Here is a 26,657-nt window from a genome sequence, read left to right as displayed (position 1 = left end):
GGCACTTTACAGGCGATCGTGCGTTGGTGAAGAGCCCCTCCACTGCTTCGCGGTCCCCCTCCCCGCGCAGCGGGGAGGAGACTTCTTCGTTGTCGTCTTAGCGACGCACGCCCAGTTCGCGCAGCAGGCGCGGCTGGTTGTAGACGTTGCGCAGGGCCTCGGTGATGGCGGCGGTCGAGACCGTCACCGTACGGTTCAGCTCGGGATCGTAGCCGAAGCTTCCGCCCAGCGAGTGGATGTTGCCGTCGAAGGCGGCGCCGATGACTTCGCCCTTGGCGTTGATCACGGGCGAGCCCGAGTTGCCGCCGATGATGTCGTTGGTCGAGACGAAGTCATAGACGGTCGACTTGTTGACCTTGCCCTCGGCCGCCAGCCAGTCCTCGGCCGCGTTGAAGGGCTCGGCGCCGGTGTTGCGCTCGTACAGGCCGCCGATCTGGGTGAAGGGCTCGACCGTCACGCCGCGATAGGTCCAGCCCTTCACCTGGCCGTAGGACAGGCGCAGGCTGAAGGTCGCGTCGGGATAGAGGTTGGTCCCATAGACCGCGAACCGGGCCTGGGCGATCTTTTCGCCGGCGCGGCTGGTCGGGCCGGACACCGCCGATTCCCACTGGGTGCGGACGGCCTGGGCCGCATCGTCGTTGGCCAGCACGAACTGGATCAGCGGGTCGCCCGAGGCGGCCAACTGTTCCGGCGTCATGGCCAAGGCTTGGGCGCGGAAGGCGGGATCGGCCAGTCGCGTGCCGTCGACCAGACGCTCCGCGATCTGCTCGGGGCTTTCCTTGCCCAGCAGCGCCTTCACGTTCGCATTGTCGACCGTCAGATATTCGCGGGTCTTGGACAGCCAGAAGTCGAGATAGATCTTCTCCAGGTCGTTCGAGATCGGCGTCTCGGTCGCCAGGCGACGGCCCAGCGCGGCGATGTCGGCGTCCGAATAGCCGGCGCGGCGTTCAGCGACGGGCTTGGCGCGTTCCTTGGAGGCGCGGACGATGGCCTTGGCGTAGCTGTACAGCGACGAGCGCTGACCGGCCGCCGATTCCAGCTGGCGATAGGGCAGATACAGGTCGCGTTGGGCGGTCGAGGCGCGTTCCAGATCGGCCCACGGATCGCCGATGCGCTGGGCCAGGGCCGGGTCGGCGGCGACGCGCTGGCGCAGCTCCTGCTCTTCGCGGCGCTTGGTGGCCATGAAGGCCGGGTCGGTCAGGGCGCCTTGCTGGCCGTAGTTGACCTTGAAGCCGTTCTCCAGGCCGAAGATCGGATCGACCGAGACGCGCTTGGCCTCTTCGCCGGTGGTCGAATACTCCAGCAGGCGACCGCGCAGTTCGGAAGTCTGGATCAGGCTGATCGGCAGTTGCTGGTCGCGCAGGGTTTCCAGCTGGGCCACGGTCAGCAGGCGCTGGGTCGAGCCGGGGTTGCCGGCGACGAAGGTGACGTCGCCTTCCTTGGGCGCATTGGCGTTCCAGGTCAGGTGGTTCGGCGTGGCGACCGGCTTGCCGTCCTCGTAGATGCGCAGGAAGCCAGCATCCAGGGCGTAGCGCGGGAAGTTGAAGTTGTCCGGGTCGCCGCCGAAGAAGGCCGCCTGGAACTCGGGCGCGAAGACCAGGCGCACGTCGTCATACTTGCGGAACTTGTAGAGCTTATACTGACCGCCGCGGTAGAAGCTGATGACCTGGCAGGTCAGCTTTTGATCGTCGCCGCAGGTCTCCTTCTGGATCTTGTCGATCTCGGCGGCGCGGGCCTGGACGAAGGCGGCGCCCTCAAGACCGGCGCCGGCGCCGGTCACGCGGTCGGTGACGTCGACGATGTCGGTCAGGATCTCGGCCGTCTGGCCGGGGCACTTCTTCTCTTCCTCGCGGGTGGCGGGCATCCAGCCGTTCTTGACGTAGTCGTTCTGGGCCGTGGACAGGTCTTGAACGCACGACACGACGCAGTGGTGGTTGGTCAGCACCAGGCCTTCGTTCGACACCAGCGAGGCCGAGCAGCCCTGCAGGCGGACGGCGGCGTTGCGCACGCGGTCAAGCCACGCCTGGTCGATGTTGGTGCCGTACTTCTCGTTCACTGTGGCGATGGGGAAGTTGTCGAAGGTCCACATGCCCTCGTCGGCGCGCGCGGAGGTCGCGGGCGCGGACAGGACGGCGGTGGCGGCGCCGAGCGCGGCCAGAGAGGCGGTGAGACGAAGCGAGGGCAAGGACATGAAGGCGTGTTTCCCAGAGCGTGGGACGGCCTGTCCCATCTGTTATGTTGTAACTAGCGCCGACGAAGGGCGGGCGCCAAGAGGCTGTAAGGCCCTTAATCCCCTGATTTCGAACTCGCAATGACAAGGGTTCACAAGCCTTACCCCGATTTAACTTGGCGGTGAGGGGGCGCACGGTCAGATAGGCGCAAGTACCGGGGGTTTATCGACGACAATGTCGCTTGCGCTATCAACACTGCTGTTCGAGTGGCGTCGCTATATGGCGGCGGTCATGGCCCTGGCCCTGTCGGGGCTTCTGGTCCTGGCGATGACCGGCGTCTTCATCGGCATCGGCAAGGGATTCACCGCGACCATCGAACGGTCGAACGCCGACATCTTCATCATGCAGCCCGGCGCCAAGAGCCTGATCGGCGGGCCGTCGGGCGTGCCGCGCCGATTCATCCCCCTGGCCTACAATCACCCTGAGGTGGTCGAGGTCATGCCGCTGGACGGCGCCGGCGGAACCTTCCAGAACATCAAGAACGTCGATCCGACCAAGAGCCAGGCGGACAATGCTTCGCAGGGCGCGCCGCGTCAGAAGTTCGTTCAGGCCAGCATCATCGACACCCGTCCTGGCTCGGTGACCATCCCGACCGACTATTCGCAGGAACTGGTCGATGCGTTGCGCCAACCCTACACCGTGGCGGTTGACGAGACGGCCCTGACGACCCTGGGCGTGAAGCTGGGCGACAAGGCCCTGTACAACGGCCAGACCGTCACCGTCGTCGGCGTGACGCGCGGCTATCCCAATATGATGCAGCCGGGCGTGGTCATGTCGCGCGACACCCTGCGGATGCTGGGCCAGGCCGACACGGGTCCGCGCGTCGGTCCGTTGATGGTCAAGCTGCGTGATCCGGCCCGCGCGCCCATCGTGGTGGCCCAGCTGAACGCCATGGGCGCCGGTCAGTGGAAGGCCTGGACCAAGCAGCAACTGGCCGACGCCAACGCCGGCGCCATGTTCGAGGAAGGCATCCTGGTCATCATCATCGGCGGCTGCGTCGTCTTGGGGATCATCATCGGCGTGGCCATCACCTGGCAGACCCTGCGCGGCGCCATCATGGCCAACATCAAGGAGTTCGCCTCTCTGCGGGCCCTGGGCGTCAGCATGGGGTCCCTGCGTCGGATCGTGGTCGAGCTCAGCTTCTGGGTCGGCGTCGTCGGCGTCATCGCGGCCATCGTCCTGACCTGGCTGGTGTCGCTGCTGGCGATGATGGGGGCGGTGATCATCGCCCTGCCGCTGTCGCTGCTGATCATCGTCGGCATCGGCCTGATCGCCATCGCCATGGTGTCCGGCCTGCTGTCGCTGGGCATCCTCAAGAACAGCCAACCGGCGGACCTGCTGCGATGAACGTTCATACAAAGGTTCACGGCAAGCACGGCGACTTCGCCATCGAGGCCAAAAGCCTGGTCAAGCGGTTCAAGTCCGGCAAGGCCTGGGTGGATGTGCTGAAGGGCGTCGATTTCGATGCGCGGCATGGCGACCTGACCATGGTCATGGGCCCCTCCGGCTCGGGCAAGTCCACCCTGATCGCAGCCCTGTCGGGCCTGCTGAAGCCTGAAGAGGGTCGGGTGGATGCGTTGGACGTCGACGATCTGTGGAAGCTGTCCTCGGGTCGGATCGACAAGTTCCGCCTGGATAACTGCGGCTTCATCTTCCAGGGCTTCAACCTGTTCCCCGCGCTGACGGCGCTTCAGCAGGTCGAGACGGTGCTGAAGTTCCAGGGGCTGACCGCGGGCCAGGCCAAGAAGCGCGCCACCATCGCCCTTGAAGAGGTCGGCCTGGGCCACCGTCTGCACCAGCGGCCGGCGGCTTTGTCGGGCGGTGAAAAGCAGCGCGTCGCCATCGCCCGCGCCCTGGCCAAGGATCCCAAGATCCTGTTCGCCGACGAACCCACCTCGGCCCTGGATGGCGAAAACGGGCAGGTGGTCATCAAGCTGCTGCGCCGCGCCGCCACCGAACACGGCGCCGCCGTCATCTGCGTGACCCACGATCCACGCCTGGAGGCCTGGGCCGACCGGGTCATCCACATCGAGGACGGCAAGATCCTGGACGACCAGCGCCGCATCCCCGATCCGAACGCCATCCTGGCGTCCCACTAACCGACACGACGATTTCCCTTAGGACGACACGCCAATGCCCGGCTTTCTGAAGAAAAAACGCACCTGGATCGGCCTGCTGCTGGTGATCGTGCTGGCGGTCGGCTTCATGCTGTTCCAGTCCGCCGCCAAGACCAAGAAGGAAGAACAGGCCAAGCAGGAGGCTGCCAAGGTCGACAGCCCCTATGCGGCCATCGCCAACGGCAAGGTGGACGTCGAGGGCGGCATCATCCAGATCGCGGCCCGTCGCGGCGGCATCGTCCGTGATGTTCTGGTTCAGGAAGGCGATCGCGTCGTCGCTGGTCAGATCCTGGCCCGTCAGGAAGACGACGAGGCGCGTCTGGCGGTGCAGGCCGCGGCCGCCGCCGTCAGCCAGGCCGAAAGCCAACTGGCCCAGATCCGCGTGGACATCCGCACCGCCCAGCGCGAGCAGGAGCGTCTGCAACGCCTCGTCGCCACCAACTTCGTCGCCGCCCAGCGCATGGACCAGGCCCAGGACGCCATCGCCACCGCCCAGGCCCGCCTGGGGTCGCAGGTCGCCGCCGTCCAGACCGCGCGCGCTCAGCTGGATCAGGCCCGCTACAATCAGGAACTGACGGTCATCCGCGCCCCGACCAACGGCCGGATCGTGCGCCGTTACGCCAACCCCGGCGCCGGCGCCTCGACCCTGAACGTCTCTAATATGTTCGATCTGGAACCCGACGCGCCGCGCATCGTCCGCGCCGAGGTGGTCGAAAGCGACCTGCCGAACCTGACCGACGGCCAGGCCGTCGAGATCAGCCCCGAGGGCGACGCCAGCAAGGTCTATATCGGCGCCGTCATGCGTCGGGCCGCCGTGTTCGGCGCGCGCAAACTGGCCTCTGACGACCCCTCGCAGCGCAGCGACGAGCGGGTGGTGGAAGTGGTCGCTTCGGCCGGCGATGCGCCCCTGCTGATCGGACAGCGGGTGCTGGTCAAGTTCATGAAGCCGGGCGAGACCGCCGGGGCCAAACGCGCCGTCGCCGCCGGCGTCGGGCCCAACGAGGCGATGAAGACGAAATAGTACTTCGGATCAGTGGCCGGTGAAGTTGCCCGGCCGCTTTTCCAGCACGGCGGCGACGCCTTCCTGATGGTCCTCGGTCAGGTGGGCCAGCGCCTGCATCGCCGCCGACATCTCCAGCATCTGGTCGAAGGTCGTGTCGCGACCCTGACGCAGCAGGGTCTTGGCCATGCGCAGGGCCTGCGGCGGCTGGGCCGCGACCTGGGCGGCGACGGCCAGGGCTTCGTCCATCAGGCTGTCGTGCGCGACCACGCGGTTGACCAGCCCCCATTCGGCGGCCGTAGCGGCATCGATGGAGCGCGTGGTAAACAGCAGTTCGGCGGCGCGGGCATAGCCGATGTTGCGCGGCAGCAGCCACGATCCGCCGTCGCCGGGAATGATGCCCAGCTTCAGGAAAGGCACGCCGAAGCTGGCGCGCTCAGACGCGATGCGGATATCGCCCAGACCGGCGATATCGCAGCCCAGGCCCATCGCCGGTCCATTGACGGCGGCGATCAGGGGAACCTCAAGCCCATACAGAGACCGCACGATCCGGTGGACGACGCGGCGATAGCGTTCGCGGATGGCGGCGCCCGAACCCTCGAACAGGTCGCGCCCGTCCCGCATCGCCGTCAGATCGCCGCCGGCCGAGAACGCCCGCCCGGCGCCGGTCAGGACCACGCAGCGGATCGACGGATCGGCATTGACCCGCTCGCACGCCGCCGCGACCTCGTCGCCGTCGCCCAGGTCGGGCAGGGCGTTCAGCCGCGCCTCGCGATCCAGCGTCCAGATCAGGATCGCGCCCCGCTTCTCTTCCGTGATCAGGCCCATGCATCGTCTCCGTCTTCGCGCCCGTCATCGACCGCGAACGCCGCGTCAGGCAAGCCCGGAATTGCAAAAGCCCCGGCGGGACCGGGGCTTCTTCAGGCTGAGGGCCGAGCGGGCCTTCAGCGTTTCTTGATCGTATAGGGTACGAAGTTGGACGGATGGCTGACCACCCGGCCCGAGTTCGACGGCATATGCCGACTGTTGACCAGCATCCCGCCCCAAAGGGCGAAGGACATCATGGCGTGTTGGAGGTTACGCTCCTTATCGTTCATCTTGGCGTCTCCTTTCGCAGAACGATGAAAAGAGACGCGTCGTACCAATGGGATTCCACCGTCAGTCGTTTCGCGTCATCAGCCGATATAAGACAGTTTTGTGAATTTGCAACTTTATTCATCAGGAGTCGGAGTGATTTTCGCCACTGTGTCACAATGAGCGCAGCTACCCCGAGCCGGTCCGGACCGCCCAAGGCCATCGCCACGCCCTGCGTCATGGTGTGCGCAGTCGATGGCGAGAGCGGCCTTTGCCTCGGCTGTTTTCGCACGCTGAAGGAAATCGCCGGCTGGCGGTCGCTGAGCGACGCCGAGCGCGCGGCGGTCATGGCTGAGCTGCCGTCGCGCCGTGGTCAGGTGGATCCGGCCAAGCTGGGCTAGCGCGGTTCTCGGCTTAAGCTTTCGTCAGCCACGTCGTTTCACCCCATCCAAACGCCGAGCCTCTAAGACAGAGGCATGGTTCGCATCGATACCCAGTCTGTCGTCGTCCTCGGCTTCGCTCTCATGGCGTCGTTCGGCACGGCTCTGACGATCCGCCATCTGGAAGGCGACGGCATGGCCCAGGCGGCGACGCCCGTCGTCGAGACGGCGGTGGGCGCCTCCGGGACCGACACCCAGGTGGTCAAGGGCGCGGACGGCCACTACTGGGCCGAGGCCAATATCGACGGCAAGGCGGTGCGGGTGCTGGTGGACACCGGCGCCAGCGTGGTCGCCCTGACGCGCGCCGACGCCCTGAGGCTGGGCGTCGATCCCGAACCCGAAGCCTTCACCGGCAGGGTCCAGACCGCATCGGGCGTCGTGCGCGCCGCGCCGGTTCAGCTGAAGACGATCTCGGTCGCGGGCGCGCGGGTGGACCGGGTCGAGGCCCTGGTGGTGGAGCAGGGGCTGGAATACTCCCTGCTGGGCATGAGCTATCTGGGCCGGCTTTCCGCCTTTTCCGCCACGCCGGCCGGGCTGACGCTACGGCCCTAAAGGTCGCGCATCTGGCGACGGGCTTCGCTGAAATACTGCCAGCCGGTCCACAGGGTGATGATGGCGGCGAACCAGATCAGGAAGATGGCGAAGGATTCGAACGCCGGCTGCCAGGCCAGCGGCGATCCGTCGTCGTTCTGCAGGCCCAGAGCGCCCCACAGCAGGGTCAGTTGAAGCGCGGCGAGCGCCACCATCTGCACCGTGGTCTTCCACTTGGCGGCCAGGGTGACCGGCAGTTCGATGCGGCCGGCCATCGTCTCGCGCAGGGCTGAAACCGCGAATTCCCGGAACAGGATCAGGCCGCAGGGCAGGGCGATGCCCGGCAGCGAACCCGAGGCCAGGACGCCCAGGATGGCGCCGGTCACCAGCACCTTGTCGGCGATGGGATCGAGAATGGCGCCCCAGCGCGTGGTCGCGTTCCAGCGCCGGGCGAGGTAGCCGTCGACCCAGTCGGTCGAGGCGGCGATGACGAAGATCCAGAAGGCCCAGACGCTGAACCGCCCCTGGGTTTCCGGCGACAGCCAAGCCTCAAGCGCGCCCGGCGCGGCCCCGGCCATCATGGCGAACATCACCACCCCGGCCGCCAGGCGCAGCCCGGTCAGGATGTTGGGAATGGGGTTGGCGCGGTGGGCGGAGGTCATCGTCATGTCCGTTGCAACGCGCCGGGTGTGACACGGTTCGCCGCTCAATCCAACGGTTCGAACCGGGGCTTGTCGGTCAGGGCCGTAAGCGCGCCCTCGGCGATGCCGAAATGCAGGCCGCTGAGCTGAAGTTCGCCCTTGGCTTCGCGCTCGGCGATCCAGGGGAAGGTGCGCAGGTTCCGGATCGACAGCCGCACGATGGCTTCTTCGGCTGCGCGCTCCAGTTGGTCGGGGGCGACGGTTTCGGCGACATGCTGGACGACTGGCGCGCCTTGGGCGATCCAGGGGGCGACGAAGTCGGCGACGATTTCTGGGGCGCCGTTGATCATGGCGTTGACCCCGCCGCAGTGGGCGTGGCCCATGACCACGATCCGCTTAACGCCCAACACCTTGACCCCGAACTCCAGCGCCGCCGACACGCCGTGCAGCTTGCCGTCCGGCTCGTAGGGCGGGACCAGATTGGCGACGTTGCGCACGACGAACAGCTCGCCCGGCTTGGCGTCGAAGATCAGGGCCGGATCGGCGCGGCTGTCGGAACAGGCCACGATCAGGGTGTGCGGCTTCTGGCCCTTTGTCGCCAGGGTCTCGTACTCGGCGCGGGCCGTCGGCCAGTGCTCGGCGCGGAAGCGGCGATAGCCGGCGGTCAGTTCGTCTTCGATGTCGCTCATGGTCGGTGTCTTAGCTCCGGCTCAGCTTTTACGGAAGAAGGCGTAGATGCGTTCGGCGAGGGGTTGGTTGATGCCGTCGACCTTGACCAGGTCGGCCAGTGAGGCGCGGCTGACACCCTTGGCCGAGCCGAAGGCGTGCAGCAGGGCCTTCTTGCGGCCGGGGCCGACGCCTTCGATCTCGTCCAGCGGATTCTTCTTGATGTCCATCGAGCGACGCTTGGCGTGAGCGCCGTTGGCGAAGCGGTGGGCCTCGTCGCGCAGCCGCTGCAGATAGTAGAGGGCCGGCGACTTCAGCGGCAGCATGAAGGGCGCCTTGCCGGGCATGAAGAACTTCTCCATTCCCGCGTCACGATCCGGCCCCTTGGCCACGCCGACGACGGTGATGTCGTCCAGCCCGCCCAGATCGGCCATGACCGCCAGCACCTCGGCCAGCTGTCCCGCGCCGCCGTCGATCAGCAGCAGGTCGGGGCGGACGACGTCTTCGCCCTCTTCCTCGTCCTTGACCAGGCGCGAGAAGCGACGGCGCATCACCTCGCGCATCATGCCGTAGTCGTCGCCGGGCGTCAGATCCTCGCCCCGGATGTTGAACTTGCGATACTGCGACTTCTGGAAGCCTTCGGGGCCGGCGACGACCATGCCGCCGACTGCGTTCGTCCCCTGGATGTGGGCGTTGTCGTAGATCTCGATCCGCTCGGGCCGGCTCTCCAGCCCGAAGGCCTCGCACACCTCGTCCAGGATCTTGCCCTGCGCGGAGCTTTCGGCCAGGCGACGGCCCAGAGCCTCGCGCGCATTGGTCAGGGCGTGGTCGACAAGGGCCAGCTTCTCGCCGCGCATCGGGCGGACGATCTCGACCTTGCGATCCGCCTTCATCGAGAAGGCCTCTTCCAGCAGTTCCAGCTCGTGCGGGCGGACGTTGGACAGGATCAGGCGCGGGATCGGCTTGTCCTCGTAAAACTGGCCCAGGAAGGCGGCCAGGATCTCGGGATCGGTGTCGGTCTTGTCCACGCGCGGGAAATAGGCGCGGCCGCCCCAGTTCTGGCCGGCGCGATAGAAGAAGACCTGCACGCAGGCCTGGCCCCCGTCGGAATGCAGGGCGAAGACGTCGCCTTCGGCCACGCTGTCGGCGCTGACGGAGTTCTCCATGGCGATGGCCGACAGGGCGCGGATGCGGTCGCGCACGCGGGCGGCCTGTTCGAAGTCCATCTCGTCGGACGCCGCCTGCATCTCCTTGGACAGGCGACTGATGACGGCGCGCGACTTGCCGCGCAGGAACTGCTCGGCCTCGGTGACCAGTTCGCCGTAGTCCTCAAGGCTGATCAGGCCGGTGCACGGCGCCGAGCAGCGCTTGATCTGATGCAGCATGCAGGGGCGGGTGCGGGTCTCATAGACGCTGTCGGAACAGGACCGCAGCAGGAAGGCCTTCTGCAGGGTGTTCAGCGTGCGGTTGACCGCCCAGGTCGAGGCGAAGGGGCCGAAATAGTCGCCGGGCGTCGTGTGAGCGCCGCGATGCTTCCTGACCTGGGGCGCGCGGTGGTCGCGGCGGATCATCAGTTCGGCGAAGGATTTGTCGTCGCGCAGCACCACGTTGAAGCGAGGCTTCAGCTTCTTGATGAAGTTGGATTCCAGCAGCAGGGCTTCGGTCTCGGTGGCGGTGACCACCAGCTCCATCGACCGGGTCTGCGACACCATCAGGCCGATGCGCTGGGTGTGGAAACGCCCTTGCGCATACTGGATAATGCGCTTCTTCAGCGACTTGGCCTTGCCGACGTACAGGCACGACCCGTCCTCGCCATACATGCGATAGACGCCCGGCTTGTCCGGCGCCCGGCGCGCCTCGTCGGCGATCAGGGCGGCGGCTTTCAGTTGGGAATCAGGCGTCTCCTCGGTCATCGCGCCCGATATAGGGTCAAGAGCGCCGGACCAGAAGGACGCCGGCCAGAACAAGCCCCACCCCGGCGATGCGGCCGATGTTCAGCGGCTGGCGCGGCACGCCCAGCGCCCCGAAATGATCCAGCGCCAGGCTGAGCAACAGCTGGCCCCCGACCATCAAGGTGATGGTCATGGCCACGCCCAGGCGCGGCACGCCCCAGGCGGCGGCGACCACGAAACAGGCGCCGTAGGCCCCGCCCAGCCAGGCATACCAAGGCAGCGTCCGCGTCGCGGCCATGTCCGGCCGGATGTGCAGGATCGCCGCCAAGATCCCCAACACCGTGGTCCCGACCGCAAAGGAGATGAAGGCGGCGTTGACCGGCGAGGCCACGGCGGTCGCCAGCTTGGCGTTGGTCGGGGCCTGAAGCGCGGTGGCGCCGCCGGCCAGGATGACGACGAGGATGGCGAGCAGGGACGGGTTCATGGCCCTTGGCTAGCATGGCGCTCGCCGATTGCTACCCCCGGATGAAGCGGGCGGCGCGTTCCCCTTCCGGATCGCCGGCGACGCCGAAGTCGCGCTTGATGGTCATGTGGCTGTCGTCTGGGGCGGCAACGACCTCTGCGCGGCCGCCGACCCGGATCAGGGCCTCAGCCAGCCCGCGGCTCTGGGCTGTCGAATCCTGCCGGCGGGTGACGTGGAAGATGAGGAAGGGCGGATAGACCACGCCGGGGCGGATAAGCAGAGTAGGCGACAAGGCGGCGGCCTGATCGCCGAAGGCCTGATCATATGTTCGGCCCAGCCACTGATCGACCGGGCCGGTCCCGCGCGGGGCCGTGGCGTCATAGCCGGCCCCGTCCAGCAGGATCACACCCGCCAGATCCGAGGGCTTCAGCCCGACTGCGCCGAGGTATTCGGGATCGATTCCGACCAGCGCGGCCAGATGGGCCCCGGCCGAATGGCCCAGCAGATAGACCGGCCGTCCGGGCAGGCGGCGCTTCAGATCGGCGACAGCGGCGGCGACATCCAGGGCCGACTCGCGCGCGCTGACGGCGGGAGCGAGCCGATAGCTGGTCGAGGCCAGAGTAAAGCCGTGGCGCTGAGCATAGTCAGGCAGGGTGGCGACATTGGTCCGTTCGCCCCGTGACCAGCCGCCGCCGTGTACGAACATCAGGATCGGTCCCGTCCCTCTGTCCGCGTAAAGATCGTAGGCCTGAAGCGGATCGGGACCGAAGGTGAAGGTGTGGGCGGGCGCAACGGCCGGGCCGGTGGGCGCCTGTCGACGATCGCTGCGGGTCTGGGCGAGGGCGTGGGCGGGGAGGGTGGCGCTGACGGCCAGGCCGATAAGGGCCAGGCGACGCGAGAGAGGCATGGTGCGATCCTTCCGAACAGGCTTGACCGTTCTAAAACGGAGCGAGGGGCGATTTCCGTCTCACCAGTCCGGATCGACCGGGGCGCCGTCGAAGATTTCGGCCAGGCGCGCGCGACAGCCCCGGTTCACGTCGTCGGGCAGGGCGGAGGGCGAGAACCAGCCAATCTCGGCGATCTCGCCGTGGCTGGTGCGCTGGCCCACATCGAAGGTGTCGATGCGGAAGACGGCGACGTGATCGCCGGGAAAGAACCGTTCGTTGGAATGGATCGAGATCAGGCGCGGCACCCCGCGCGCGACCAGCCCGGCCTCTTCGCGCAGTTCGCGCATCACGGCGGCGTGCGTCGTCTCGCCCCGGTCCACCCCGCCGCCCGGCAACCACCAGCCCTTGAGATAGGTGTGCCGCACCATCAGCACCCGCCCGCGCGCATCCACCGCCACCGCCCGAACGCCCAACGTCTTGCCCCGCGTCAGCCGCGACCAGGCGAAGAAGAGCGGACGGGTGAAGGGCTCGACGTGGATGCGCCAGGTCATGGGTGTGTCCGTCGCCGTTCCTTAGTGTCTGGCTGGACGTTCGATCATCTTTGGGGACGGTAGGGAAGGGGAGACTCTCGCTCCCGGCGAGGGGGGCTAGAAGTCATCTGAGAATGGTTCATCTCTGTCGGAGAAGTTTCCGCTCGATCCGAAATGCGCTTGCTGATGGAGATGGATGTTCACGCGCGCAGCAGCAGCTTTCGTTTGCCCCTTTATACTATCAGGCACACCTTCTGCCGTTGCAGCGATTTGGTAAGTTCCCCAAATCAGAAGGTCTGAAGGCCAAGCCCGGTCTTTAACAGCCCGAGCGGCAATCTCTTGGAATGTCTCCTGTTCGTTCCTGCGAAAACATATCCACTCGCGCATATTGGGAAGATCAATGCGAGGAGGTATCGAGCCCATCGGAACAGGTTCTTTGGGCAAGCGAGTACTGCCCCAGTCTCCGTAAGTCAGGGCGACTGAGTTGTGACGACGCACAAGATTGTCAAAAACCAGCCTCTCCTCCGCTGTACGTTCATCCCTCTCTAGAGACCGGAAAGAGTCTGGGAAGCTCGATCCAGCAACAACTAACTCTCGCTCAGATTCCTCTTGCGCAACCGCCTCAAGGATCGACGACGCCCAAAGCTCCCTGGAAAGTAGGTCAGGCGACCACCCCAAATCGATAAAGATCGCTAGGTCTTCAAAGTTCCTCATCACGTCGCGAACTAACGTCACTGGATCGTGCGTCACACCATGTTGCAGACGCAGCACCAGGCCGCGATCAAGCTCACGAGCACGAACTAGCTGGTCCGCCAGTCCTACCTCTGGATGGATTTGAAGCGTAGGAATTGCGGAATCGATAGACGCCACTTCTTCGAAGTAGGCACGGAACCCTTCAGCGGGATCAAATAGCCGATCAAACTCCGCCGCAGCAGGCGAAGTCGAACCTGAATGACGCTTAAATGGGTCGAGATCTAACGCGAACCTGCGCGAGCCAAGCGCGGCTTGGATCTTTCGCCACGTCATGCCGAGATGCTTGGCATTTGGCCAAGGGCGCCCGACGATAAGTGGGAAGATTAGGTCTTTTGTGGCGTCCGGGAGTTCCAAAAGCGCCTTGATCTCTACATTCCGCGCGTGAAGGACGGGCGCATAAGTCTTTCCTGCGAGCATAGACCTTCGCCCTTAGGCGACTCCCAACCGAACCCTCATCGCAGGAAGCGACACTTTAAACGCGCTTGCAAGTTGTGATGCGACATCTTCCGACGCGACCCCGCCGTGCGCGTGGAGTTCTTTCCGAACAGCGGCTACCGGCATCACTATATCAGCGGCGAGTCGGTTGGCTTCCGCTTCCTTTCTTGACGTCAAAGCCGATCGATACATCACGTTATCGACGACACCCGACTTGATATCATTCTTGTGAATGAGGAAGTGAGCGATCTCGTGAGCCAGCGTGAACCGCTGCCTCTCGGGAACCTCATACTTATTAATGCGAACCTCATAGCCGTTCCCGGATGGGTCGGGCTGGATCAGTCCTGACACATTGGGCGCCAATGGCGACTTAAAGACTTTCAGTCCGAGCTCAGATGCAAGCTCACCCACTCGAACCGGATGACTAGCCGTGTATTTTCTGACCACGGCAGCCTCCTCAGGGTCCATTCGGCTCCAAAGGTCATTGTTCATTGCTTGCCCTCGGGGCGAGACGCCTCGTTAACTTCTGTGTCTTCTTCGTTCAAATCTGTGTCTACGGTGTACACACCTTCGTACATCGCGCGATTGGCCTGGTCGACTACCATCCGGTGCAATGTTTCACCATCTTTGAAGCCGTCGGCAAGAAAGCGACTAACCTCAGATGCCACCTTTCCGCTGATCGAGTTCCATCCGATGAAAGCGAGGATTGCGATGAAGAAGGCCAGCAGCGCCATCAGCAGCGAGATCGCAGTCAGCATGACTGAGATGAAATCCGCGTACGACATTGTATAGGCGCTTGTGCCAAACTGCCTCGTTGTCGCGGCTCCAACGACGCCAGCTATTAGACACAGCACCATCACCCCGATCACAGAAGCCCACCGCTTCATCGTTCAGCCTCGGTATAGAACAAAACAGGAACTTAGTGATCTTCCCTTAGGCTGTCTACATGCGCCTGTAGCGTGTGCCAACGCTGAAGGCCCACACCGCGCTCTTAAAAACGGCAGGATCCGGTCTTCTCTCGTAGATTCAATTTCCTCAACTCCATCTTCCACAACCACCCCCCGCTTGAACCCCGCCCCATCCCGCTCTAAGCCAAGACCGACAACAGGAGCATTCCATGCTGGCTCTCGGCATCATCTTCGGCTTCATCGCCGTTCTGGCGGCGTTCAACGTGTTCGAGTTCGGTCGGGTTGACTGAGGCGGCCGCTCGCTCTGAGCGGGGCGTCGCCCTGGTCACGGGCGGGGCGCGGCGGATCGGGCGGGCCATCTGTCTGAAGCTGGCCCAGGCCGGGTTCGACGTGGCGATCCATCATCATGCGTCGGGCGACGACGCCCGGACCCTGGCCGACGAGGTCGCCGGCCTGGGGCGGCGGGCGTGCCTGTTGCAGGCGGACCTGACGGACGAGGCCAAGGTGCGGGCGCTGATCCCCGCGGCGGTCGAGGCGCTGGGGCCGGTCAGCGTGCTGGTCAACAACGCCTCGGTGTTCGAGGACGACCGGATCGGAGACCTGACGCGCGACAGCTGGGACCTGCATCTCGACACCAATCTGAGGGCGCCCATCGTGCTGGCCGAGGCGTTCGCGGCGCAAGCCGTCGAGGGCGCCATCGTCAACCTGCTGGACCAGAAGGTGCTGAAGCCGGATCCGCGCTTCTTTTCCTACAGCCTGTCGCGGAACGGCCTGTGGTGGGCGACGCAGACCCTGGCCCAGGCGCTGGCGCCGGGCATCCGGGTCAATGGGGTGGGGCCGGGGCCGACCCTGCCGTCCATCCACCAGACACCCGAAGAATTCGCCGCCGAGGCGCGCGCCACCCTGCTGGAAACGCCCGGCAGCCCCGAGGCGGTGGCCGAGGCGGTGCTGTGGCTGATTGACGCCCGGATGGTCACGGGCCAGATGATCGCCGTCGACGGGGGCCAGCACCTGGCCTGGCGCACCCCCGACATCCAGGAGTAGCGCGTGGTTTCCTCTCCTCTGGCGACGCCGGTTCCGGCGGACGATCGGCTGCGTTTCGGGCCGCTGCGTTTCGAGCGGCTGAGCGTGTTCGTGCGCGGGCTGGAGGTCGAGGCCGGGATCGGGGTCTATGATCACGAGCAGGGGCGGCTGCAACGGCTGGTGATCGATGTGACGCTGGAGCTGGCGCCACGCCCCATCGAGCGTCTGGGCGACACCATCAACTATGAGACCGTGGCCGACGCCGCGCGCGCCATCGCCGCCGAGGGGCATGTGGGGCTGGTGGAGACCTTCGCCGAACGGCTGGCGCGGGCGTGCCTGGAGGACGGCCGGGTGCAGCGGGCCACGGTGCGGATCGAAAAGCCGGGCGCCCTGGCGGCGGTGGCGGCGCCGGGCTGCGAGATCGTGCTGGGGCGGTAAGGGCGGTTGCTTCGCGCCGCGCCGACCGCCATTGTCGTCGGCAGATTCCAGCCGGGCGTCCGGCGTGACAGAAGCGTTGTTCATGGCCGAACCCGGCGATCCGAAAGACCCAGCAGCGCCCCGCGATCACGACCACGATCATGACGCCGAGGTCGGCTTCGTCTCGCCCGCGTCGCTGGCGGGCCGTGCGCGTGAGTGCCAGCCGGAGCCGTTTCCCAGAGACGAGCCCGAACCGGACCTGTTTGATCCGCCCGAGCCGGGGCCGGGGCCTTTCGACCGGTCTAGCCCGACGACGCGGCCGACGGCGCCGTTTCCGCCCCGGTCCGAGCCGAAGCCCGTCGAGGCCGAGCCGGCGCCGGCCGTGCGCGCGGTGCGCCAGCGTCTGACGGCAGAGACCGCCCCCAAACTTCAGGATTCGGGCCGCGAAGCCCCGGTCGTGCCGATGCGGCTGTATGCGATCTATGTGCTGATCCTATTGGCGGTGCCGACGCTGGGCGTGTCGTGCCTGGTCGCCCTGCTGGCAGTGATGCGGCGCGACGGGGCGACGGATCAGCTGGAGCACAGCCACGCCGTCTATCAGCAGCGCACCATCGTGGGCGCGGTCGGGGCGGCGGTCGTCGGTGCCCTTCTGATCGTGGTCAACATCGGTGTGCTGGTGCTGTTCGCCCTGGCGATCTGGGTTCTGGCGCGCGGCGCGTTCGGGGTGCTGAAACTGAAGAGCGGGCAGGCCGTTCCTCACCCCCGCAGCCTATTGTTCTGAAGGACCGACGATGACGAACGAACCCAATTTCATCGCCGGACAGCCGTCCGAGGGCAAGGTCGGGGCGCTGATCGCCTGGGCCCTGTTCATCCTGTCGATCCCCAGCGCCAATGTGCTGGTTCTGATCGGGCTGGTGGTGTCTTATGTGACGCGCGGGACGGCGACGGGCTTGGCGCGCCAGCATATCGAGGCGCAGATCCGGCTGTTCTGGTCGGTCTTCTGGTGGACCATCGCGGCCTGGGTCGGGATCTTCGTCAGCGCCGTGGCGTCGGTGGTGCTGATCGGCATTCCGTTCCTGCTGCTATTCCTGTTGGTCTGGTTCCTGCTCAGCGTCTGGTTCACGATCAAGAGCGTGATCGGCCTGCTGAACCTGCTGAACGACAAGCCGATCTAAGGGCCGATCTGGCGCTGACGGAACGTCCCGACGGCCTTGGCTGTTGATCCGTCAAAGGAGAACCCGATGGGACAGTTCAAGGACGTCGAAGGCGACAACCGGTTTGAACAGGCGTTCGACGACGACAAGGGCGCGGGCCTGGTCTGGGCCGACTATGCCGTGAAGGGCGATGCCCGGATCATCTTGCATGTCGAGGCCGAGCCGTCGCTGCGCGGATCAGGCGCGGCGGGGCGGTTCATGCAGTCGCTGGCCGATCATGCGCGCCAGACGGGGCTAAAGCTGTTCCCCCGCTGCAGCTACGCCGTCGCCTGGCACAAGCGGCATCCCGATTACGACGACGTCTTGGCCTAGGCGATGCCGCCGCCCTGCGATCGCAGGGCGGCGGTTTCGATTCAGCCGCCGGCGTAGCCCCCGATGATCGGCAGGATCTCGCCGGTGATGAAGCTGGACATCTGGGGCGAGGCCAGGAAGACGTAGGCGGGCGCGATCTCCTCGGGCTGGGCCGGGCGCTTCATCACCGTGTCGGCGCCGAACTTCGAGGTCGCCTCGGCATCCTTGTCGGCGGGGTTCAGCGGGGTCCAGACCGGGCCGGGTGCGACGACGTTCACGCGAATGCCGCGCGGCGCCAGATGCGTGCCCAGCGAACGGGCGTAGGCATGGATGCCGCCCTTGGTCAGCGAATAGTCGAGCAAATCCTTATTGCCCATCAGACCTGTGACCGAGCCGGTCATGACGATGGCGCCGCCGGCCTTCATGTGCGGGACCGCCGCCTTGGTCATGTTGAAATAGCCGTAGAGATTGGTCTTCAACGTGCGGTCGAAATGCTCGTAGGTCAGGTCCTCGAAGGCGGGGACGTGCTCCTGGAAGGCGGCATTGGGCACCAGGACGTCCAGCCGGCCGAAAGCGTCCAGCGTGGCCTTGACCGCCATCTCGGCGAAGGCGGGGTCGGAGACGTCGCCCTTCAGCACCACGGCGCGGCGACCCTCGGCCTCGACGGCGGCCTTGGTGGTTTCGGCGTCCGCGTCCTCGTCCAGATGGCAGATGACGACGTCGCAGCCTTCGCGCGCGAAGAGGACGGCGACCGAGCGGCCGATGCCGGAATCGGCGCCGGTGATCAGGGCGGCGAACCCGTCCAGCTTGCCCGACCCCTTCCAGAAGGGCGCATCATACAGGGGCGCGGGATCCAGCGCGGCCTCGTCGCCCGGCTTGGTCTGGTGTTGTTTCGGGAAGGGCGGTTCGGGGTAGGGGCGGGCGCCGGCCTGCATCGCGCCGGAGGATTTGTCATCGCCGGACTCCTTGTCCTTGGCGTCGATTTCGCGCTGGATGGCGCGTTCCTGGTCGGCGATGTCTTCGGCGCGCGCGTGGGTCCGGTCGTCCATGGATGTCGTCTCCTGAAGATGGGGGTCTTCAGGAAAGCGGACGGGCGGGCGGGTCGTTCCGACGGCCCCGCTTCGGCTTTTAGCCGACGCGGTGGACGATGGTCTTGATGGTCTCGGCCTTGGTCGGCAGATCGGCGGCGAGGCGCGAGGCGATCTCGCGCGCGCCGACGGGATAGGCGTCGCCGCCGTCCGCGATGGCCTTGGCCTTGGCGGCGGCTTCGAGCAACAGCTTTTCAAGGCCTTCGATCTCTTCCAGCGCCAGGGCGTGGGCTTCGAGCTGGAGGCGTTTGACGCGATCGGCGGTGGTTTCAGGCGCTTTCATCAGGTCGTAAATCTCGGCCTCGGCCGCGACGAGCCGAAGGTCAGGCTTGGCGTCGGAACCGGTGGATTTGGCCATGGAATCACGTCTCCCCGCAAAGGTCAGGGGAGTAGAGTGCGGCCGATTGGCGTTTTCGTCGAGCGCCGCCGTAGCGGTTGTGGCGACACTGTGGCCGCCACGCATCGGTCGATTACCGCTCGGGCGCGCGGGCCGGGACCATCGCAGGCGCAGCGACGGGGGCCAGGACGCCGCCGGCGACCGCACGCAGTGGCGAGCGCGGCGTGTGCAGGACGGCCGGGGAGACGCTGACGCCGTCCTGAACCGGGGTGACCAGATAGCCCTTGGCCGCCAGCTTGTCGCCCGAGCGGACGCGCGAGGTCCAGACGGTGATCGGCGCGGCCAGCAGCAGCGGCAAGACGATCGGGGCGAACCAGGTGGCCAGGTCGGGACGAACGGCCAGCGGGACCAGGAAGCCGACGCCGGCGATCATCTGCCAGCGCATGGCGCGGAAAGCGTCCGACCAGGCCAGGCCGTCGGCCTCGCGCTGTTGGGTCGACCAGCCGGTGTCGTGGCCCGAGACGATCTGGATGAAGGCCTTGGTGTTGGCGACCATCAGGATGGGGGCCAGGATGGCCGACAGGGCGATCTCGGCCGCCATGCCCTTGGCGATGGCGCGACGACCGCCGAAGGCGCGCAGCTCGGCCGGACGGCTGAGGACCAGGGCGGCCCCCATGAACTTGGGCCCGATCAGCAGCACGCCGGACAGGAAGGAGGCCAGCATGAAGGGCGTGAACTGGGGGTTCAGGATGTAGAAGAAGCTGGTCCAGTCGACGGGATAGAACATCTGGATGAACAGGCCGACCATCAGCGACGCCAGCCACAGGGGCGACGACAGATAGGCCATGCAGCCCATCAGCAGCTGCAGGCGGCTCATCGGCGACAGGCCCTTGGCCGTGATCAGGCCCAGGTGCTGCAGGTTGCCCTGGAACCAGCGGTGGTCGCGGCGGATGAAGTCGGTGATCGACGGCGGGGTCTCTTCCCACGATCCGTCCAGCGAGGCGGTGACGTGGACGGCCCAGCCGGCGCGGCGCATCAGGGCGGCCTCGACGACGTCATGGCTCATGATGTGACCGCCAAAGGGCTTCCTGCCCTTCAGATGCGGCAGGCCGCAGCAGGCGGCGAAGGCGCGCGTGCGGATGATGGCGTTGTGGCCCCAGTAGCTGGACTCCGAACCGGTCCAGTAGGCCAGGCCGGCAGCGGCGACGCGGCCATACAGGCGCACCGAATACTGCGACACGCGCGCGAAGATGGTGCGGGCCTTGATGATGACCGGGGCGGTCTGGATCAGGCCGACGCCGGGATTGCGCTCCATGGCGTCGACCATGCGCAGCAGGGTCTCGCCGGCCATGGTGCTGTCGGCGTCCAGAACGATCATGTTCTCATAGGCGCCGCCGAAACGACGGACCCATTCGGCCAGATTGCCGGCCTTGCGCTCGGCATTGTCGTTGCGGCGGCGATAGAAGGCCTTGGAGTTGGCGGCCATGCGGAACGACTGGAAGACCGAACGCTCGGCAGCGGCGGCGTCTTCCTTGGTCGAGTCGCTCAGCACGAAGATGTCGAAGGCCGACGAGGCGCCCAGACGCGCCAGGCAGGAATCGATCTGGGACAGGCGCGCGAAGGACGAGCGGGCGTCCTCGTTGTACAGCGGCATCAGCAGGGCGGTGCGGGTGCGCGGCATCGGCGGATGCGGCGAGAAGGCGAGGTCCGCCTGATCCTTGCCGCGCAGCATGACGAACAGGCCCATCAGGCCGCTGACGAACCAGCAGGAGATGGCGGTGATCAAGACCATGAACAGGCCGAAGGCCAGGATCTCGGTGCCGTCCCAACCCTTGCGGGCATAGAGGTAGAAGGGCGTGATGGCCGACAGGCCGGTCAGGACGATGGTGCCGGCCAGCAGGGCCAGGCGGCGCGTGGCGACCGTGCGCGGCGAGGTCGCGGGCGTCACGTCGGCGACGGCGTCGGGCGCGGACAGGGACTGAACCGGCATGGCCAGCGGCGCCTCGTCGGGCAGCCACGACCAGCTCGGCGTTTGCGCGCCGTGGATCGTCGTCTCGATTTCAGCCTGTTCGACAGGCCGGATCGCCAGCTTGTTCATGCCGCTCTGGACGCCCCCGAGTGAACCGGATGTCGTCCCGAGGGCTGGGGACGACGCGGAGTGCTGCACTGCAACACGACCTGCATAATCGATCACATTCGCGCGATTTTCAATCACGCAATGTTGATGAAACCAAAAAATGTGGGGGTGAAGTCAGGCCGGAACGTCGAACGCGGCGGCAGCCGGGCGACCGTGCGGCGACTCCGTGGCGACCGACAGCAGTTTACGATCCAGGACCCAGGCTGCAACCCCTACCCAGCAGACCAGGACGATGGCGTACAGGCGCTCCCACCAGCCGACGTTGGCGTCATTGACCGTGCCGGGGAAGACGAGGTGCTTGGTCAGGACCGTCAGGATCGCCATGACGACGAAGGTGACGACGAGGAAGAGCTTCAGGCGCGGCAGGTCGCGGCGTTTGGCCAGGCCCCACAGCAGCAGCATCGGCGCCAACTGAATGCCCAGGGCCAGGTTAATGACCATGTGGCGCGGATCGGGCCAGGGCCACAGGGTCGAGGCCGACATGCCGCCGCCAGCCAGGATGAAGACGATGGCAATGACCCAGGCCGCGACCCGCGCGCCGGTCAGGGCGTAGATGGCCAGGCCGAAGCCGATCCCCGCCAGCCCGGCCATGACGCCGGCGACGAAGACCCCGCCGTTGAAGATGATCGGCGCCTTGGCCGTCGCCCCGCCCAGTTCGCTCAGATACTGGGTGGCATTGTTGAAGCCGGGGTAGGCCAGGATGGCTACGGCGACCACCGTCAGGGCCAGAAGCGGGGCCGCGACGCCAACGCCCAGCAGACGACGACGACGGTGATAGCGAAGCTGCGGCTTCAGCAGGGCCTGAAGGTCCAGCGGCCAAGGCCGGCCGTTCAGCGGCTTCAGCCCCCACAATGGGCGAATGGCCGGGATGCGACGCACGACCTCATAGATCGCCAGGCTGCCGACGAAGGTGACGGCGATCAGGGACAGCAGTTCGACCGGCGCCGGCAGGTTCGCCGGCCGGATGATCCAGACGGCCGCGACCAGCACCGTCTGGTGCGCCAGATAGAGGGGGAAGGTCGCCTGGGTCAGATAGTTGAGCGCGGGGCCGCCTCGGTCGCGCAGATGGCGATAGCCGAAGCCCAGGATGGCGACGATCACCGCCCATTGGTCGACGCCGTAAACGGCGGCCTTGGGCACGCCCCAGAAGGCCCGCGCGCCGGGATGCCAGACCTGGACCATCATGATCGGCAGGGCGACGGCCGCCAGGGCCAGGGCGATCCAGCGATAGCGCTCCATCGTGCGCCACAGGCTCTCGCGCCCCACGATGCTGAAGCCGAACAGGAAGGCGACCAGCGATAGGGCGTGATTATACCAGTCGTTGTGCAGGGTGTTGGTCAGGCCAAACCAGGGAAAGAGCAGCCACCGGATGGCGAAGAGATAGAGGATCGGCAGGATCAGCAGACGCGGGCCTGTCAGCGCCTTTTCCAGCCCATTGCCCAAGCGCTCGATCAGGCCGGGCTGACGCCACAGGACGACGGCGACCAGGCTGTAAACGGCGATATAGACGATGAACCACAGATGGTTGACCGGCACGCCGTCGGCGAGACCGCTCCAGCCGAACTCATGACCCAGCCAGGCGACGAAGCCGACGACGCCGCCGGGCCAGCCGCCCTTGTCCATCGACTCGATCCAGGACTGGATCGGCACCAGAACCAGGGCTCCGAAGATCAGGGGCGGGACCAGCCGCTCGAACCGGGCGCGGGCGACCTCGCGCGGGGTGCGCCGGAAGGTCATGAACCGCAGAGCGGCCCCCGACACCAGAAACAGCAGGGTCAGCCGCCAGGGATTGGTGACCAGGATCGCCTCACGCATCCACTCGAAGGTGTGGGCGCTGTGGATGTGCCAGTCATAGACCCCGTAAACCAGGCCCACATGATACAGGATCAGCAGGCCGAAGGCGCCGACCCGGATCCAGTCGAGATCGTAACGGCGCTGGGTCGGGGAAGCGGATGGGTTCACGGCCGCGTCTATGATCCGCGTCTGCGCATCAGGCAAGACGCCGGATGGACGCGGGGCGCCGCCAGCCCCGCATCCGGTTGAAGGGACTAGACCGTCTCCGTCAGGCCCAAGGCCCTCAGCGTCGCTGCGATCGAGGCGTCCTGTTCGGCGCGGTACAGGGCCATCTCGTCCTGGACCGGACGGCCCAGCGCCTGTTCGAAATCGGCCTTGGCGGGATCGACGGCGTAGGCGGTTTCGCGGGCCTCTGAGCCCAGGTTGGACTGGAAGATGCCGGCGGCGCTGACCGGCAGGAAGTCTTCGTAGGTGATGGGTTCGGCGACGACGTGGCCCGAGGCGATCAGGGCGTCCAGATCGGCGGTCTCGGCGCGGGCGGCGAGACCCTCAGGCGTCGCGCGATAACGGAACCACGCCAGGTCTGCACGGCGAAGCGCGTCCCAGTCGTCGGGCAGGGCGGAGAAGTCCTTCTTCGCCAGGGCCTCGTCATACAGGGCGCGACCGGCGGGGGTCAGGGCGCAGCCGCGCTGTTCGATCTCGCCGAAGCGGGCGGTGTGGGCGCCCGCCGTGGGGCCGTCGGCGCCGGGGAAGGTGATCGCCTCTTGCAACGCCTTGAAGCTGGTCTGGCGAAGTAGGATGGGACAGGCGCGGCCAGGTGGACCCTCGATGGTTTCCTTCGGGCTGATGCCGCGCGCGGGCATGGCCGCCTGGGCCGCGTCGATATCCAGCGTGCGCGGCGTCAGATGGTTGATGTGCGGCCCCTTGAAGCTGACCACGTCGGCGATCAGTCGGTGGGCGGCGACCAGCCGTTCGTAGGTCTCGGCGCTGACGGTCGCCTGGGCGTGCCACCGGAAGGTCTCCAGCAGTTCGGACACGAAACGATCGGCCTGAGCCTCGTCCAGACCGCCGGCGGCCTGCGCCGTCTCGATCAGCTCACGCGCACCGGGGGTGAAGATGTCGCGGCGGGCCAGGGTCTCGGCCGCCTCCGCACGCAAGGCTTCGTCCTCGATCAGTTCCAGCCGCAGCAGCGAGGTGAAGACCCGGAACGGATTGCACGCGAGCGCCGCCTGATCGACGGGGCGAAAGGCGGTCGAATGGACCGGCACCCCGGCGGGAGCCAGATTGTAATAGCTGACCGGCTCCATCCCCATCACCGCAAAGGCGCGCGCGATCGTGGCCAGTTCATCGGCCGTGCCGACGCGGATGGCGCCGTGGCGTTCCTCTGACAGACGCGCCAGTTCGCCGGACGCCGCCAGCCGGTCTGCACCGCCGGCATCGGCTTTCAACGTCTGCGCATTGATGTCCGCCACCAGCGTGAGCAGGTCGCCGTATTGCGGCACTTCGGCCCGGTACATGGCGGACAGGGCGGCCGAAAACCGGCTGCGGATCTCGTCAGAATGGACGAAGGCGGACATGAGCGCTCCCATTTTTCGCCGATCCATAGGCCGACTGGCCGCCGGTTGAAACCCGGCGGCCGTCGCAGGGGTCAGGCGTCGACGCCGACGCCGATCGGGCAGACCACGCCGGTTCCGCCGATGCCGCAGTATCCGGCCGGGTTCTTGGCCAGATAGCCCTGGTGATAGCCCTCGGCGTAGAAATAGTCGCCCGCCGGCTCGATCTCGGTTGTGATCGTGCCGCGCCCGGCCTGGGTCAGGGCGGCCTGATAGGCGTCGCGCGACGCTTCGGCTTCGGCCTGCTGCTCGGCGTTCAGCGTGTAGATGGCCGAGCGATAGGTGGTGCCGATGTCGTTGCCCTGGCGCATGCCCTGGGTCGGGTCGTGGTTCTCCCAGAAGGTCTTCAGCAGTTCGGCGTAGGTGATGACGCTCGGGTCGAACACGACCTTGACCACCTCGGTATGACCCGTCCGGCCGGTGCAGGTTTCCTCATAGGTCGGGTTGGGCGTAATCCCGCCGGAATAGCCGGCCGAGGTCACCCAGACGCCCGGCAACTGCCAGAAGATGCGCTCCACGCCCCAGAAACAGCCCATGCCGAAGATGGCGGTCTGGAAGCCGTCGGGATAGGGCCCCTTCAGCGGATGGCCGCTGACATAGTGGTTCACATCGGTGTCCAGCGGCTCGGCGCGGCCGGGCAGGGCGGTCTCGGGCGTGGGCATTTCGGCGGTCTTCTTGAACAGCATTTGCGGCTCTCTCATCGGAAAATGGCGTTGAAGTCCATATGGGGATGCGACAGGCGCTTGCCGAGGGGGCGAGTGTGTTCTATCAGGCCCGCCTCCCGCCGGATCGACCTCCGGCGGCGCGCAAGACGCAGCGTGAAACGGACAGGTGGCGGAGTGGTCGATCGCGCACGCTTGGAAAGCGTGTGTAGGTGAAAGCCTACCGAGGGTTCGAATCCCTCTCTGTCCGCCACCTGCTCTCTATTGCATTGCATTTTCAAGTACTTAAATCGGCGTGATGTATCGGCCCTAAGCGTGGCCCTAAGGGCGTATTTTGCTGTGCATAAGCGGCTCAGACGCAGATCGCGCGCTGGCGATTGAAACGATCCCAAACCACGGTGGTCCCGCTGCGAACCATGGCGCAGTTAACTTCCTGATCTGACGGCGTCCAGCAGATGGCAGTGATGCGGTTATAGCTAGTGCCTGTTTCCTCACAGGAGAGCCTGTGGCCTGACACTAGAGCCCTCAGGGTTGCGGTCGCCGAAGCTGCCGACGCTTGTGGACAAGGATGACCCGGCGAACACGTTTCGTCGCTCTCCCGAGCGGCAACGGCGTGAAGACGAACCCTAGTGCCGTCCTCACACCTGAACGTGTCACCGTCGTTCACATACGCCACCCGACAGGAGAACCGGTTGTCTGATTTTTCGAGAGGGGAAGCATTCTCGGAGTGAGGTTCGCCGCCTGCCATCTGGATGGGCTCGGGCGAAGGCCAAAGGAGCACCGCCACGACAATCACAGTCATCATTGCAAAGATTGCACTGACGAATCGGCCGGAGCGGTCCTTCCGCATTCTAAACCCGCTCTCACTCGAGTTTGACCTATGGAATGGCGGGATTACTCTGCGTCTGGGCATCAGGTCAGGCTAGAACAGACCAGCAAACAGATCGTTTCCTCTGCGAGAGCAACGGCACTTTAGTATCTAGCGCCTCCCCTAGAGCCCCTCAGTCGTATTCTGAGTTCGGGCATTGGGCTTGGCGCAATTTGGTCAGAACTTCGCTATATTGGCTCACGTCGAACGTCAGAACGGGCTCGTCAAGCTCACTGCGAATTGCTAGCGAACTACCCAGCTTAAACACTGAATCGTTCACCGTGGCCTCACCTCGTCGGGCATTGACGTCTATTCCACGGTGCCATGCCGTGCCGAACATCTCGTAACCCGCGTTGTGAAGCGTGCCGCCATCTACCCGGTACTGAGCCGCAAGCGGATTTCTCAGCTTTCCTATTCTTACGTGTCGGTTCTCGTTCACGATGATGTAGCGGCCGGTCGAAGGGTCGCCTTGCCAGACTTCGCATACGGCCTCTTGCGTGAAAGTGTCCTGTGTAATCCGGACGCTCCACGGTCCGACTAGCTGTACAGGGGCAGGAGATTGGACACTCCCACTAAAAGCAAACACCGCAGCAGCGATTGAAATCAAAGCCATCAAATCCGTCCATGTCGCATATAGTCCCTGTT

The 26,657-nt window shown here is 65.9% G+C and carries 29 protein-coding genes and 1 tRNA gene; 11 read left to right on the top strand and 19 right to left on the bottom strand.

The features are described 5' to 3' along the window. Positions 1 to 97: 97 nt before the first annotated feature. Complete coding sequence (locus ABIC32_RS05930) at positions 98 to 2,191, bottom strand: S46 family peptidase (protein ID WP_039248118.1); 2,094 nt, start codon at positions 2,189 to 2,191, stop codon at positions 98 to 100. A 214-nt stretch (positions 2,192 to 2,405) separates the two neighbouring features. Here ABIC32_RS05930 and ABIC32_RS05925 point away from each other — a divergent pair, with 214 nt between their 5' ends. The 3 genes from ABIC32_RS05925 to ABIC32_RS05915 are packed head-to-tail and all read left to right on the top strand — an operon-like array spanning position 2,406 to position 5,369. After that, entirely contained in the window at positions 2,406 to 3,578 is a 1,173-nt protein-coding gene (locus tag ABIC32_RS05925) for an ABC transporter permease (protein WP_055805778.1), read from the top strand. Next, a complete protein-coding gene (locus tag ABIC32_RS05920) occupies positions 3,575 to 4,330 on the top strand; it encodes an ABC transporter ATP-binding protein (RefSeq protein ID WP_055805773.1) in 756 nt (251 codons plus the stop codon). The genes ABIC32_RS05925 and ABIC32_RS05920 overlap by 4 nt, the downstream gene beginning before the upstream one ends. 34 nt (positions 4,331 to 4,364) lie before the next feature. Beyond that, a complete protein-coding gene (locus tag ABIC32_RS05915; protein ID WP_055805770.1) occupies positions 4,365 to 5,369 on the top strand; it encodes an HlyD family secretion protein in 1,005 nt (334 codons plus the stop codon). A gap of 9 nt (positions 5,370 to 5,378) precedes the next feature. Here the strand turns inward: ABIC32_RS05915 and ABIC32_RS05910 are convergent, their stop codons facing one another. Next, the gene (locus ABIC32_RS05910; RefSeq protein ID WP_354073091.1) at positions 5,379 to 6,176 is read right to left on the bottom strand and encodes a crotonase/enoyl-CoA hydratase family protein; all 798 of its coding nucleotides are present in this window, start codon (positions 6,174 to 6,176) and stop codon (positions 5,379 to 5,381) included. 116 nt (positions 6,177 to 6,292) lie between these two features. After that, a complete protein-coding gene (locus ABIC32_RS05905) occupies positions 6,293 to 6,445 on the bottom strand; it encodes a hypothetical protein (RefSeq protein WP_017505113.1) in 153 nt (50 codons plus the stop codon). A gap of 156 nt (positions 6,446 to 6,601) precedes the next feature. Between ABIC32_RS05905 and ABIC32_RS05900 the strand changes: the two genes are divergently transcribed. Both ABIC32_RS05900 and ABIC32_RS05895 read left to right on the top strand, forming a co-directional pair. Next, positions 6,602 to 6,823, top strand: a complete 222-nt coding sequence (locus ABIC32_RS05900; RefSeq protein ID WP_354073089.1) for a DUF1289 domain-containing protein — start codon at positions 6,602 to 6,604, stop codon at positions 6,821 to 6,823. Between the two features lie 75 nt (positions 6,824 to 6,898). After that, on the top strand, positions 6,899 to 7,414 hold the full coding sequence (locus tag ABIC32_RS05895) for a retropepsin-like aspartic protease family protein (RefSeq protein WP_354073087.1): 516 nt from the start codon (positions 6,899 to 6,901) through the stop codon (positions 7,412 to 7,414). On the opposite strand, the gene pgsA is transcribed toward ABIC32_RS05895, so the two are convergent. From pgsA to ABIC32_RS05850, 9 genes are all read right to left on the bottom strand, one after another. Continuing rightward, entirely contained in the window at positions 7,411 to 8,055 is a 645-nt protein-coding gene (pgsA, locus tag ABIC32_RS05890) for a CDP-diacylglycerol--glycerol-3-phosphate 3-phosphatidyltransferase (protein ID WP_026108402.1), read from the bottom strand. The genes ABIC32_RS05895 and pgsA overlap by 4 nt on opposite strands. A gap of 44 nt (positions 8,056 to 8,099) precedes the next feature. After that, positions 8,100 to 8,723, bottom strand: a complete 624-nt coding sequence (locus ABIC32_RS05885; RefSeq protein ID WP_055753092.1) for a carbonic anhydrase — start codon at positions 8,721 to 8,723, stop codon at positions 8,100 to 8,102. Between the two features lie 21 nt (positions 8,724 to 8,744). Next, positions 8,745 to 10,613, bottom strand: a complete 1,869-nt coding sequence (uvrC, locus tag ABIC32_RS05880; RefSeq protein ID WP_354073084.1) for an excinuclease ABC subunit UvrC — start codon at positions 10,611 to 10,613, stop codon at positions 8,745 to 8,747. Between the two features lie 16 nt (positions 10,614 to 10,629). Next, positions 10,630 to 11,076, bottom strand: a complete 447-nt coding sequence (locus tag ABIC32_RS05875; RefSeq protein ID WP_271041659.1) for a DMT family transporter — start codon at positions 11,074 to 11,076, stop codon at positions 10,630 to 10,632. Between the two features lie 31 nt (positions 11,077 to 11,107). After that, positions 11,108 to 11,962 (bottom strand): alpha/beta hydrolase, encoded by an 855-nt coding sequence (locus ABIC32_RS05870; protein WP_354073082.1) that lies wholly within the window; start codon positions 11,960 to 11,962, stop codon positions 11,108 to 11,110. A 60-nt stretch (positions 11,963 to 12,022) separates the two neighbouring features. Next, positions 12,023 to 12,493, bottom strand: coding sequence for an NUDIX domain-containing protein (locus ABIC32_RS05865; RefSeq protein WP_354073080.1), 471 nt, complete (start codon positions 12,491 to 12,493; stop codon positions 12,023 to 12,025). 96 nt (positions 12,494 to 12,589) lie between these two features. Next, positions 12,590 to 13,642 (bottom strand): beta family protein, encoded by a 1,053-nt coding sequence (locus tag ABIC32_RS05860; protein ID WP_354073078.1) that lies wholly within the window; start codon positions 13,640 to 13,642, stop codon positions 12,590 to 12,592. A gap of 12 nt (positions 13,643 to 13,654) precedes the next feature. Further along, positions 13,655 to 14,152: an ImmA/IrrE family metallo-endopeptidase gene (locus ABIC32_RS05855; protein ID WP_354073076.1), complete on the bottom strand. Its 498-nt coding sequence runs from the start codon at positions 14,150 to 14,152 to the stop codon at positions 13,655 to 13,657. Further along, positions 14,149 to 14,418: a hypothetical protein gene (locus tag ABIC32_RS05850; protein WP_354073074.1), complete on the bottom strand. Its 270-nt coding sequence runs from the start codon at positions 14,416 to 14,418 to the stop codon at positions 14,149 to 14,151. Before ABIC32_RS05850 ends, ABIC32_RS05855 begins: the two co-directional genes overlap by 4 nt. A 432-nt stretch (positions 14,419 to 14,850) precedes the next feature. Here ABIC32_RS05850 and ABIC32_RS05845 point away from each other — a divergent pair, with 432 nt between their 5' ends. The 5 genes from ABIC32_RS05845 to ABIC32_RS05825 all read left to right on the top strand — a co-directional run bounded on the left by ABIC32_RS05845 (position 14,851) and on the right by ABIC32_RS05825 (position 17,534). After that, positions 14,851 to 15,612 (top strand): SDR family oxidoreductase, encoded by a 762-nt coding sequence (locus ABIC32_RS05845; RefSeq protein WP_354073072.1) that lies wholly within the window; start codon positions 14,851 to 14,853, stop codon positions 15,610 to 15,612. Positions 15,613 to 15,615: 3 nt separating this feature from the next. Continuing rightward, positions 15,616 to 16,029, top strand: coding sequence for a dihydroneopterin aldolase (gene folB, locus ABIC32_RS05840; RefSeq protein WP_354073070.1), 414 nt, complete (start codon positions 15,616 to 15,618; stop codon positions 16,027 to 16,029). Positions 16,030 to 16,111: 82 nt separating this feature from the next. Beyond that, entirely contained in the window at positions 16,112 to 16,789 is a 678-nt protein-coding gene (locus ABIC32_RS05835; protein WP_354073068.1) for a hypothetical protein, read from the top strand. A gap of 10 nt (positions 16,790 to 16,799) precedes the next feature. Beyond that, positions 16,800 to 17,183 (top strand): hypothetical protein, encoded by a 384-nt coding sequence (locus ABIC32_RS05830; protein ID WP_354073066.1) that lies wholly within the window; start codon positions 16,800 to 16,802, stop codon positions 17,181 to 17,183. A gap of 66 nt (positions 17,184 to 17,249) precedes the next feature. Further along, positions 17,250 to 17,534 (top strand): GNAT family N-acetyltransferase, encoded by a 285-nt coding sequence (locus tag ABIC32_RS05825; RefSeq protein WP_052689639.1) that lies wholly within the window; start codon positions 17,250 to 17,252, stop codon positions 17,532 to 17,534. Positions 17,535 to 17,575: 41 nt separating this feature from the next. Here the strand turns inward: ABIC32_RS05825 and ABIC32_RS05820 are convergent, their stop codons facing one another. The 6 genes from ABIC32_RS05820 to msrA form a co-directional block, all read right to left on the bottom strand. After that, positions 17,576 to 18,562 carry an SDR family oxidoreductase gene (locus ABIC32_RS05820; protein ID WP_354073064.1) on the bottom strand — a complete coding sequence of 329 codons (987 nt, stop codon included), beginning with the start codon at positions 18,560 to 18,562 and terminating at the stop codon, positions 17,576 to 17,578. Between the two features lie 79 nt (positions 18,563 to 18,641). Further along, entirely contained in the window at positions 18,642 to 18,959 is a 318-nt protein-coding gene (locus ABIC32_RS05815; protein ID WP_039248149.1) for a hypothetical protein, read from the bottom strand. A gap of 112 nt (positions 18,960 to 19,071) precedes the next feature. Next, positions 19,072 to 21,036 (bottom strand): glucans biosynthesis glucosyltransferase MdoH, encoded by a 1,965-nt coding sequence (gene mdoH / locus ABIC32_RS05810; protein WP_354073062.1) that lies wholly within the window; start codon positions 21,034 to 21,036, stop codon positions 19,072 to 19,074. Between the two features lie 153 nt (positions 21,037 to 21,189). Further along, positions 21,190 to 23,037, bottom strand: coding sequence for an acyltransferase family protein (locus ABIC32_RS05805; protein ID WP_354073060.1), 1,848 nt, complete (start codon positions 23,035 to 23,037; stop codon positions 21,190 to 21,192). Positions 23,038 to 23,123: 86 nt separating this feature from the next. Then, positions 23,124 to 24,446 carry a VOC family protein gene (locus tag ABIC32_RS05800; RefSeq protein ID WP_354073058.1) on the bottom strand — a complete coding sequence of 441 codons (1,323 nt, stop codon included), beginning with the start codon at positions 24,444 to 24,446 and terminating at the stop codon, positions 23,124 to 23,126. Positions 24,447 to 24,517: 71 nt separating this feature from the next. Continuing rightward, the gene (msrA, locus tag ABIC32_RS05795) at positions 24,518 to 25,168 is read right to left on the bottom strand and encodes a peptide-methionine (S)-S-oxide reductase MsrA (protein ID WP_039248158.1); all 651 of its coding nucleotides are present in this window, start codon (positions 25,166 to 25,168) and stop codon (positions 24,518 to 24,520) included. Positions 25,169 to 25,307: 139 nt separating this feature from the next. On the opposite strand from msrA, the gene ABIC32_RS05790 reads away from it, so the two are divergent. After that, positions 25,308 to 25,397 (top strand) — tRNA-Ser (locus tag ABIC32_RS05790). 748 nt (positions 25,398 to 26,145) lie between these two features. Here the strand turns inward: ABIC32_RS05790 and ABIC32_RS05785 are convergent. Next, complete coding sequence (locus ABIC32_RS05785) at positions 26,146 to 26,625, bottom strand: hypothetical protein (protein WP_354073056.1); 480 nt, start codon at positions 26,623 to 26,625, stop codon at positions 26,146 to 26,148. Between the last annotated feature and the right edge of the window lie 32 nt (positions 26,626 to 26,657).

Source organism: Brevundimonas sp. 1080 (genome assembly GCF_040545985.1).
In the GTDB taxonomy this organism is placed as follows: Bacteria; Pseudomonadota; Alphaproteobacteria; order Caulobacterales; family Caulobacteraceae; genus Brevundimonas.
This window is presented reverse-complemented; position numbering and strand designations above follow the sequence as displayed.

What these genes read in the sequence shown, in the direction of transcription:
- ABIC32_RS05930 (WP_039248118.1), bottom strand. Translation starts at nt 2,191, where the DNA reads ATGTCCTTGCCCTCGCTTCGTCTCACCGCCTCTCTGGCCGCGCTCGGC.
- ABIC32_RS05925 (WP_055805778.1), top strand. Translation starts at nt 2,406, where the DNA reads ATGTCGCTTGCGCTATCAACACTGCTGTTCGAGTGGCGTCGCTATATG.
- ABIC32_RS05920 (WP_055805773.1), top strand. Translation starts at nt 3,575, where the DNA reads ATGAACGTTCATACAAAGGTTCACGGCAAGCACGGCGACTTCGCCATC.
- ABIC32_RS05915 (WP_055805770.1), top strand. Translation starts at nt 4,365, where the DNA reads ATGCCCGGCTTTCTGAAGAAAAAACGCACCTGGATCGGCCTGCTGCTG.
- ABIC32_RS05910 (WP_354073091.1), bottom strand. Translation starts at nt 6,176, where the DNA reads ATGGGCCTGATCACGGAAGAGAAGCGGGGCGCGATCCTGATCTGGACG.
- ABIC32_RS05905 (WP_017505113.1), bottom strand. Translation starts at nt 6,445, where the DNA reads ATGAACGATAAGGAGCGTAACCTCCAACACGCCATGATGTCCTTCGCC.
- ABIC32_RS05900 (WP_354073089.1), top strand. Translation starts at nt 6,602, where the DNA reads ATGAGCGCAGCTACCCCGAGCCGGTCCGGACCGCCCAAGGCCATCGCC.
- ABIC32_RS05895 (WP_354073087.1), top strand. Translation starts at nt 6,899, where the DNA reads ATGGTTCGCATCGATACCCAGTCTGTCGTCGTCCTCGGCTTCGCTCTC.
- pgsA (WP_026108402.1), bottom strand. Translation starts at nt 8,055, where the DNA reads ATGACCTCCGCCCACCGCGCCAACCCCATTCCCAACATCCTGACCGGG.
- ABIC32_RS05885 (WP_055753092.1), bottom strand. Translation starts at nt 8,723, where the DNA reads ATGAGCGACATCGAAGACGAACTGACCGCCGGCTATCGCCGCTTCCGC.
- uvrC (WP_354073084.1), bottom strand. Translation starts at nt 10,613, where the DNA reads ATGACCGAGGAGACGCCTGATTCCCAACTGAAAGCCGCCGCCCTGATC.
- ABIC32_RS05875 (WP_271041659.1), bottom strand. Translation starts at nt 11,076, where the DNA reads ATGAACCCGTCCCTGCTCGCCATCCTCGTCGTCATCCTGGCCGGCGGC.
- ABIC32_RS05870 (WP_354073082.1), bottom strand. Translation starts at nt 11,962, where the DNA reads ATGCCTCTCTCGCGTCGCCTGGCCCTTATCGGCCTGGCCGTCAGCGCC.
- ABIC32_RS05865 (WP_354073080.1), bottom strand. Translation starts at nt 12,493, where the DNA reads ATGACCTGGCGCATCCACGTCGAGCCCTTCACCCGTCCGCTCTTCTTC.
- ABIC32_RS05860 (WP_354073078.1), bottom strand. Translation starts at nt 13,642, where the DNA reads ATGCTCGCAGGAAAGACTTATGCGCCCGTCCTTCACGCGCGGAATGTA.
- ABIC32_RS05855 (WP_354073076.1), bottom strand. Translation starts at nt 14,152, where the DNA reads ATGAACAATGACCTTTGGAGCCGAATGGACCCTGAGGAGGCTGCCGTG.
- ABIC32_RS05850 (WP_354073074.1), bottom strand. Translation starts at nt 14,418, where the DNA reads ATGCTGACTGCGATCTCGCTGCTGATGGCGCTGCTGGCCTTCTTCATC.
- ABIC32_RS05835 (WP_354073068.1), top strand. Translation starts at nt 16,112, where the DNA reads ATGGCCGAACCCGGCGATCCGAAAGACCCAGCAGCGCCCCGCGATCAC.
- ABIC32_RS05830 (WP_354073066.1), top strand. Translation starts at nt 16,800, where the DNA reads ATGACGAACGAACCCAATTTCATCGCCGGACAGCCGTCCGAGGGCAAG.
- ABIC32_RS05825 (WP_052689639.1), top strand. Translation starts at nt 17,250, where the DNA reads ATGGGACAGTTCAAGGACGTCGAAGGCGACAACCGGTTTGAACAGGCG.
- ABIC32_RS05820 (WP_354073064.1), bottom strand. Translation starts at nt 18,562, where the DNA reads ATGGACGACCGGACCCACGCGCGCGCCGAAGACATCGCCGACCAGGAA.
- ABIC32_RS05815 (WP_039248149.1), bottom strand. Translation starts at nt 18,959, where the DNA reads ATGGCCAAATCCACCGGTTCCGACGCCAAGCCTGACCTTCGGCTCGTC.
- mdoH (WP_354073062.1), bottom strand. Translation starts at nt 21,036, where the DNA reads ATGAACAAGCTGGCGATCCGGCCTGTCGAACAGGCTGAAATCGAGACG.
- ABIC32_RS05800 (WP_354073058.1), bottom strand. Translation starts at nt 24,446, where the DNA reads ATGTCCGCCTTCGTCCATTCTGACGAGATCCGCAGCCGGTTTTCGGCC.
- msrA (WP_039248158.1), bottom strand. Translation starts at nt 25,168, where the DNA reads ATGCTGTTCAAGAAGACCGCCGAAATGCCCACGCCCGAGACCGCCCTG.
- ABIC32_RS05785 (WP_354073056.1), bottom strand. Translation starts at nt 26,625, where the DNA reads ATGGCTTTGATTTCAATCGCTGCTGCGGTGTTTGCTTTTAGTGGGAGT.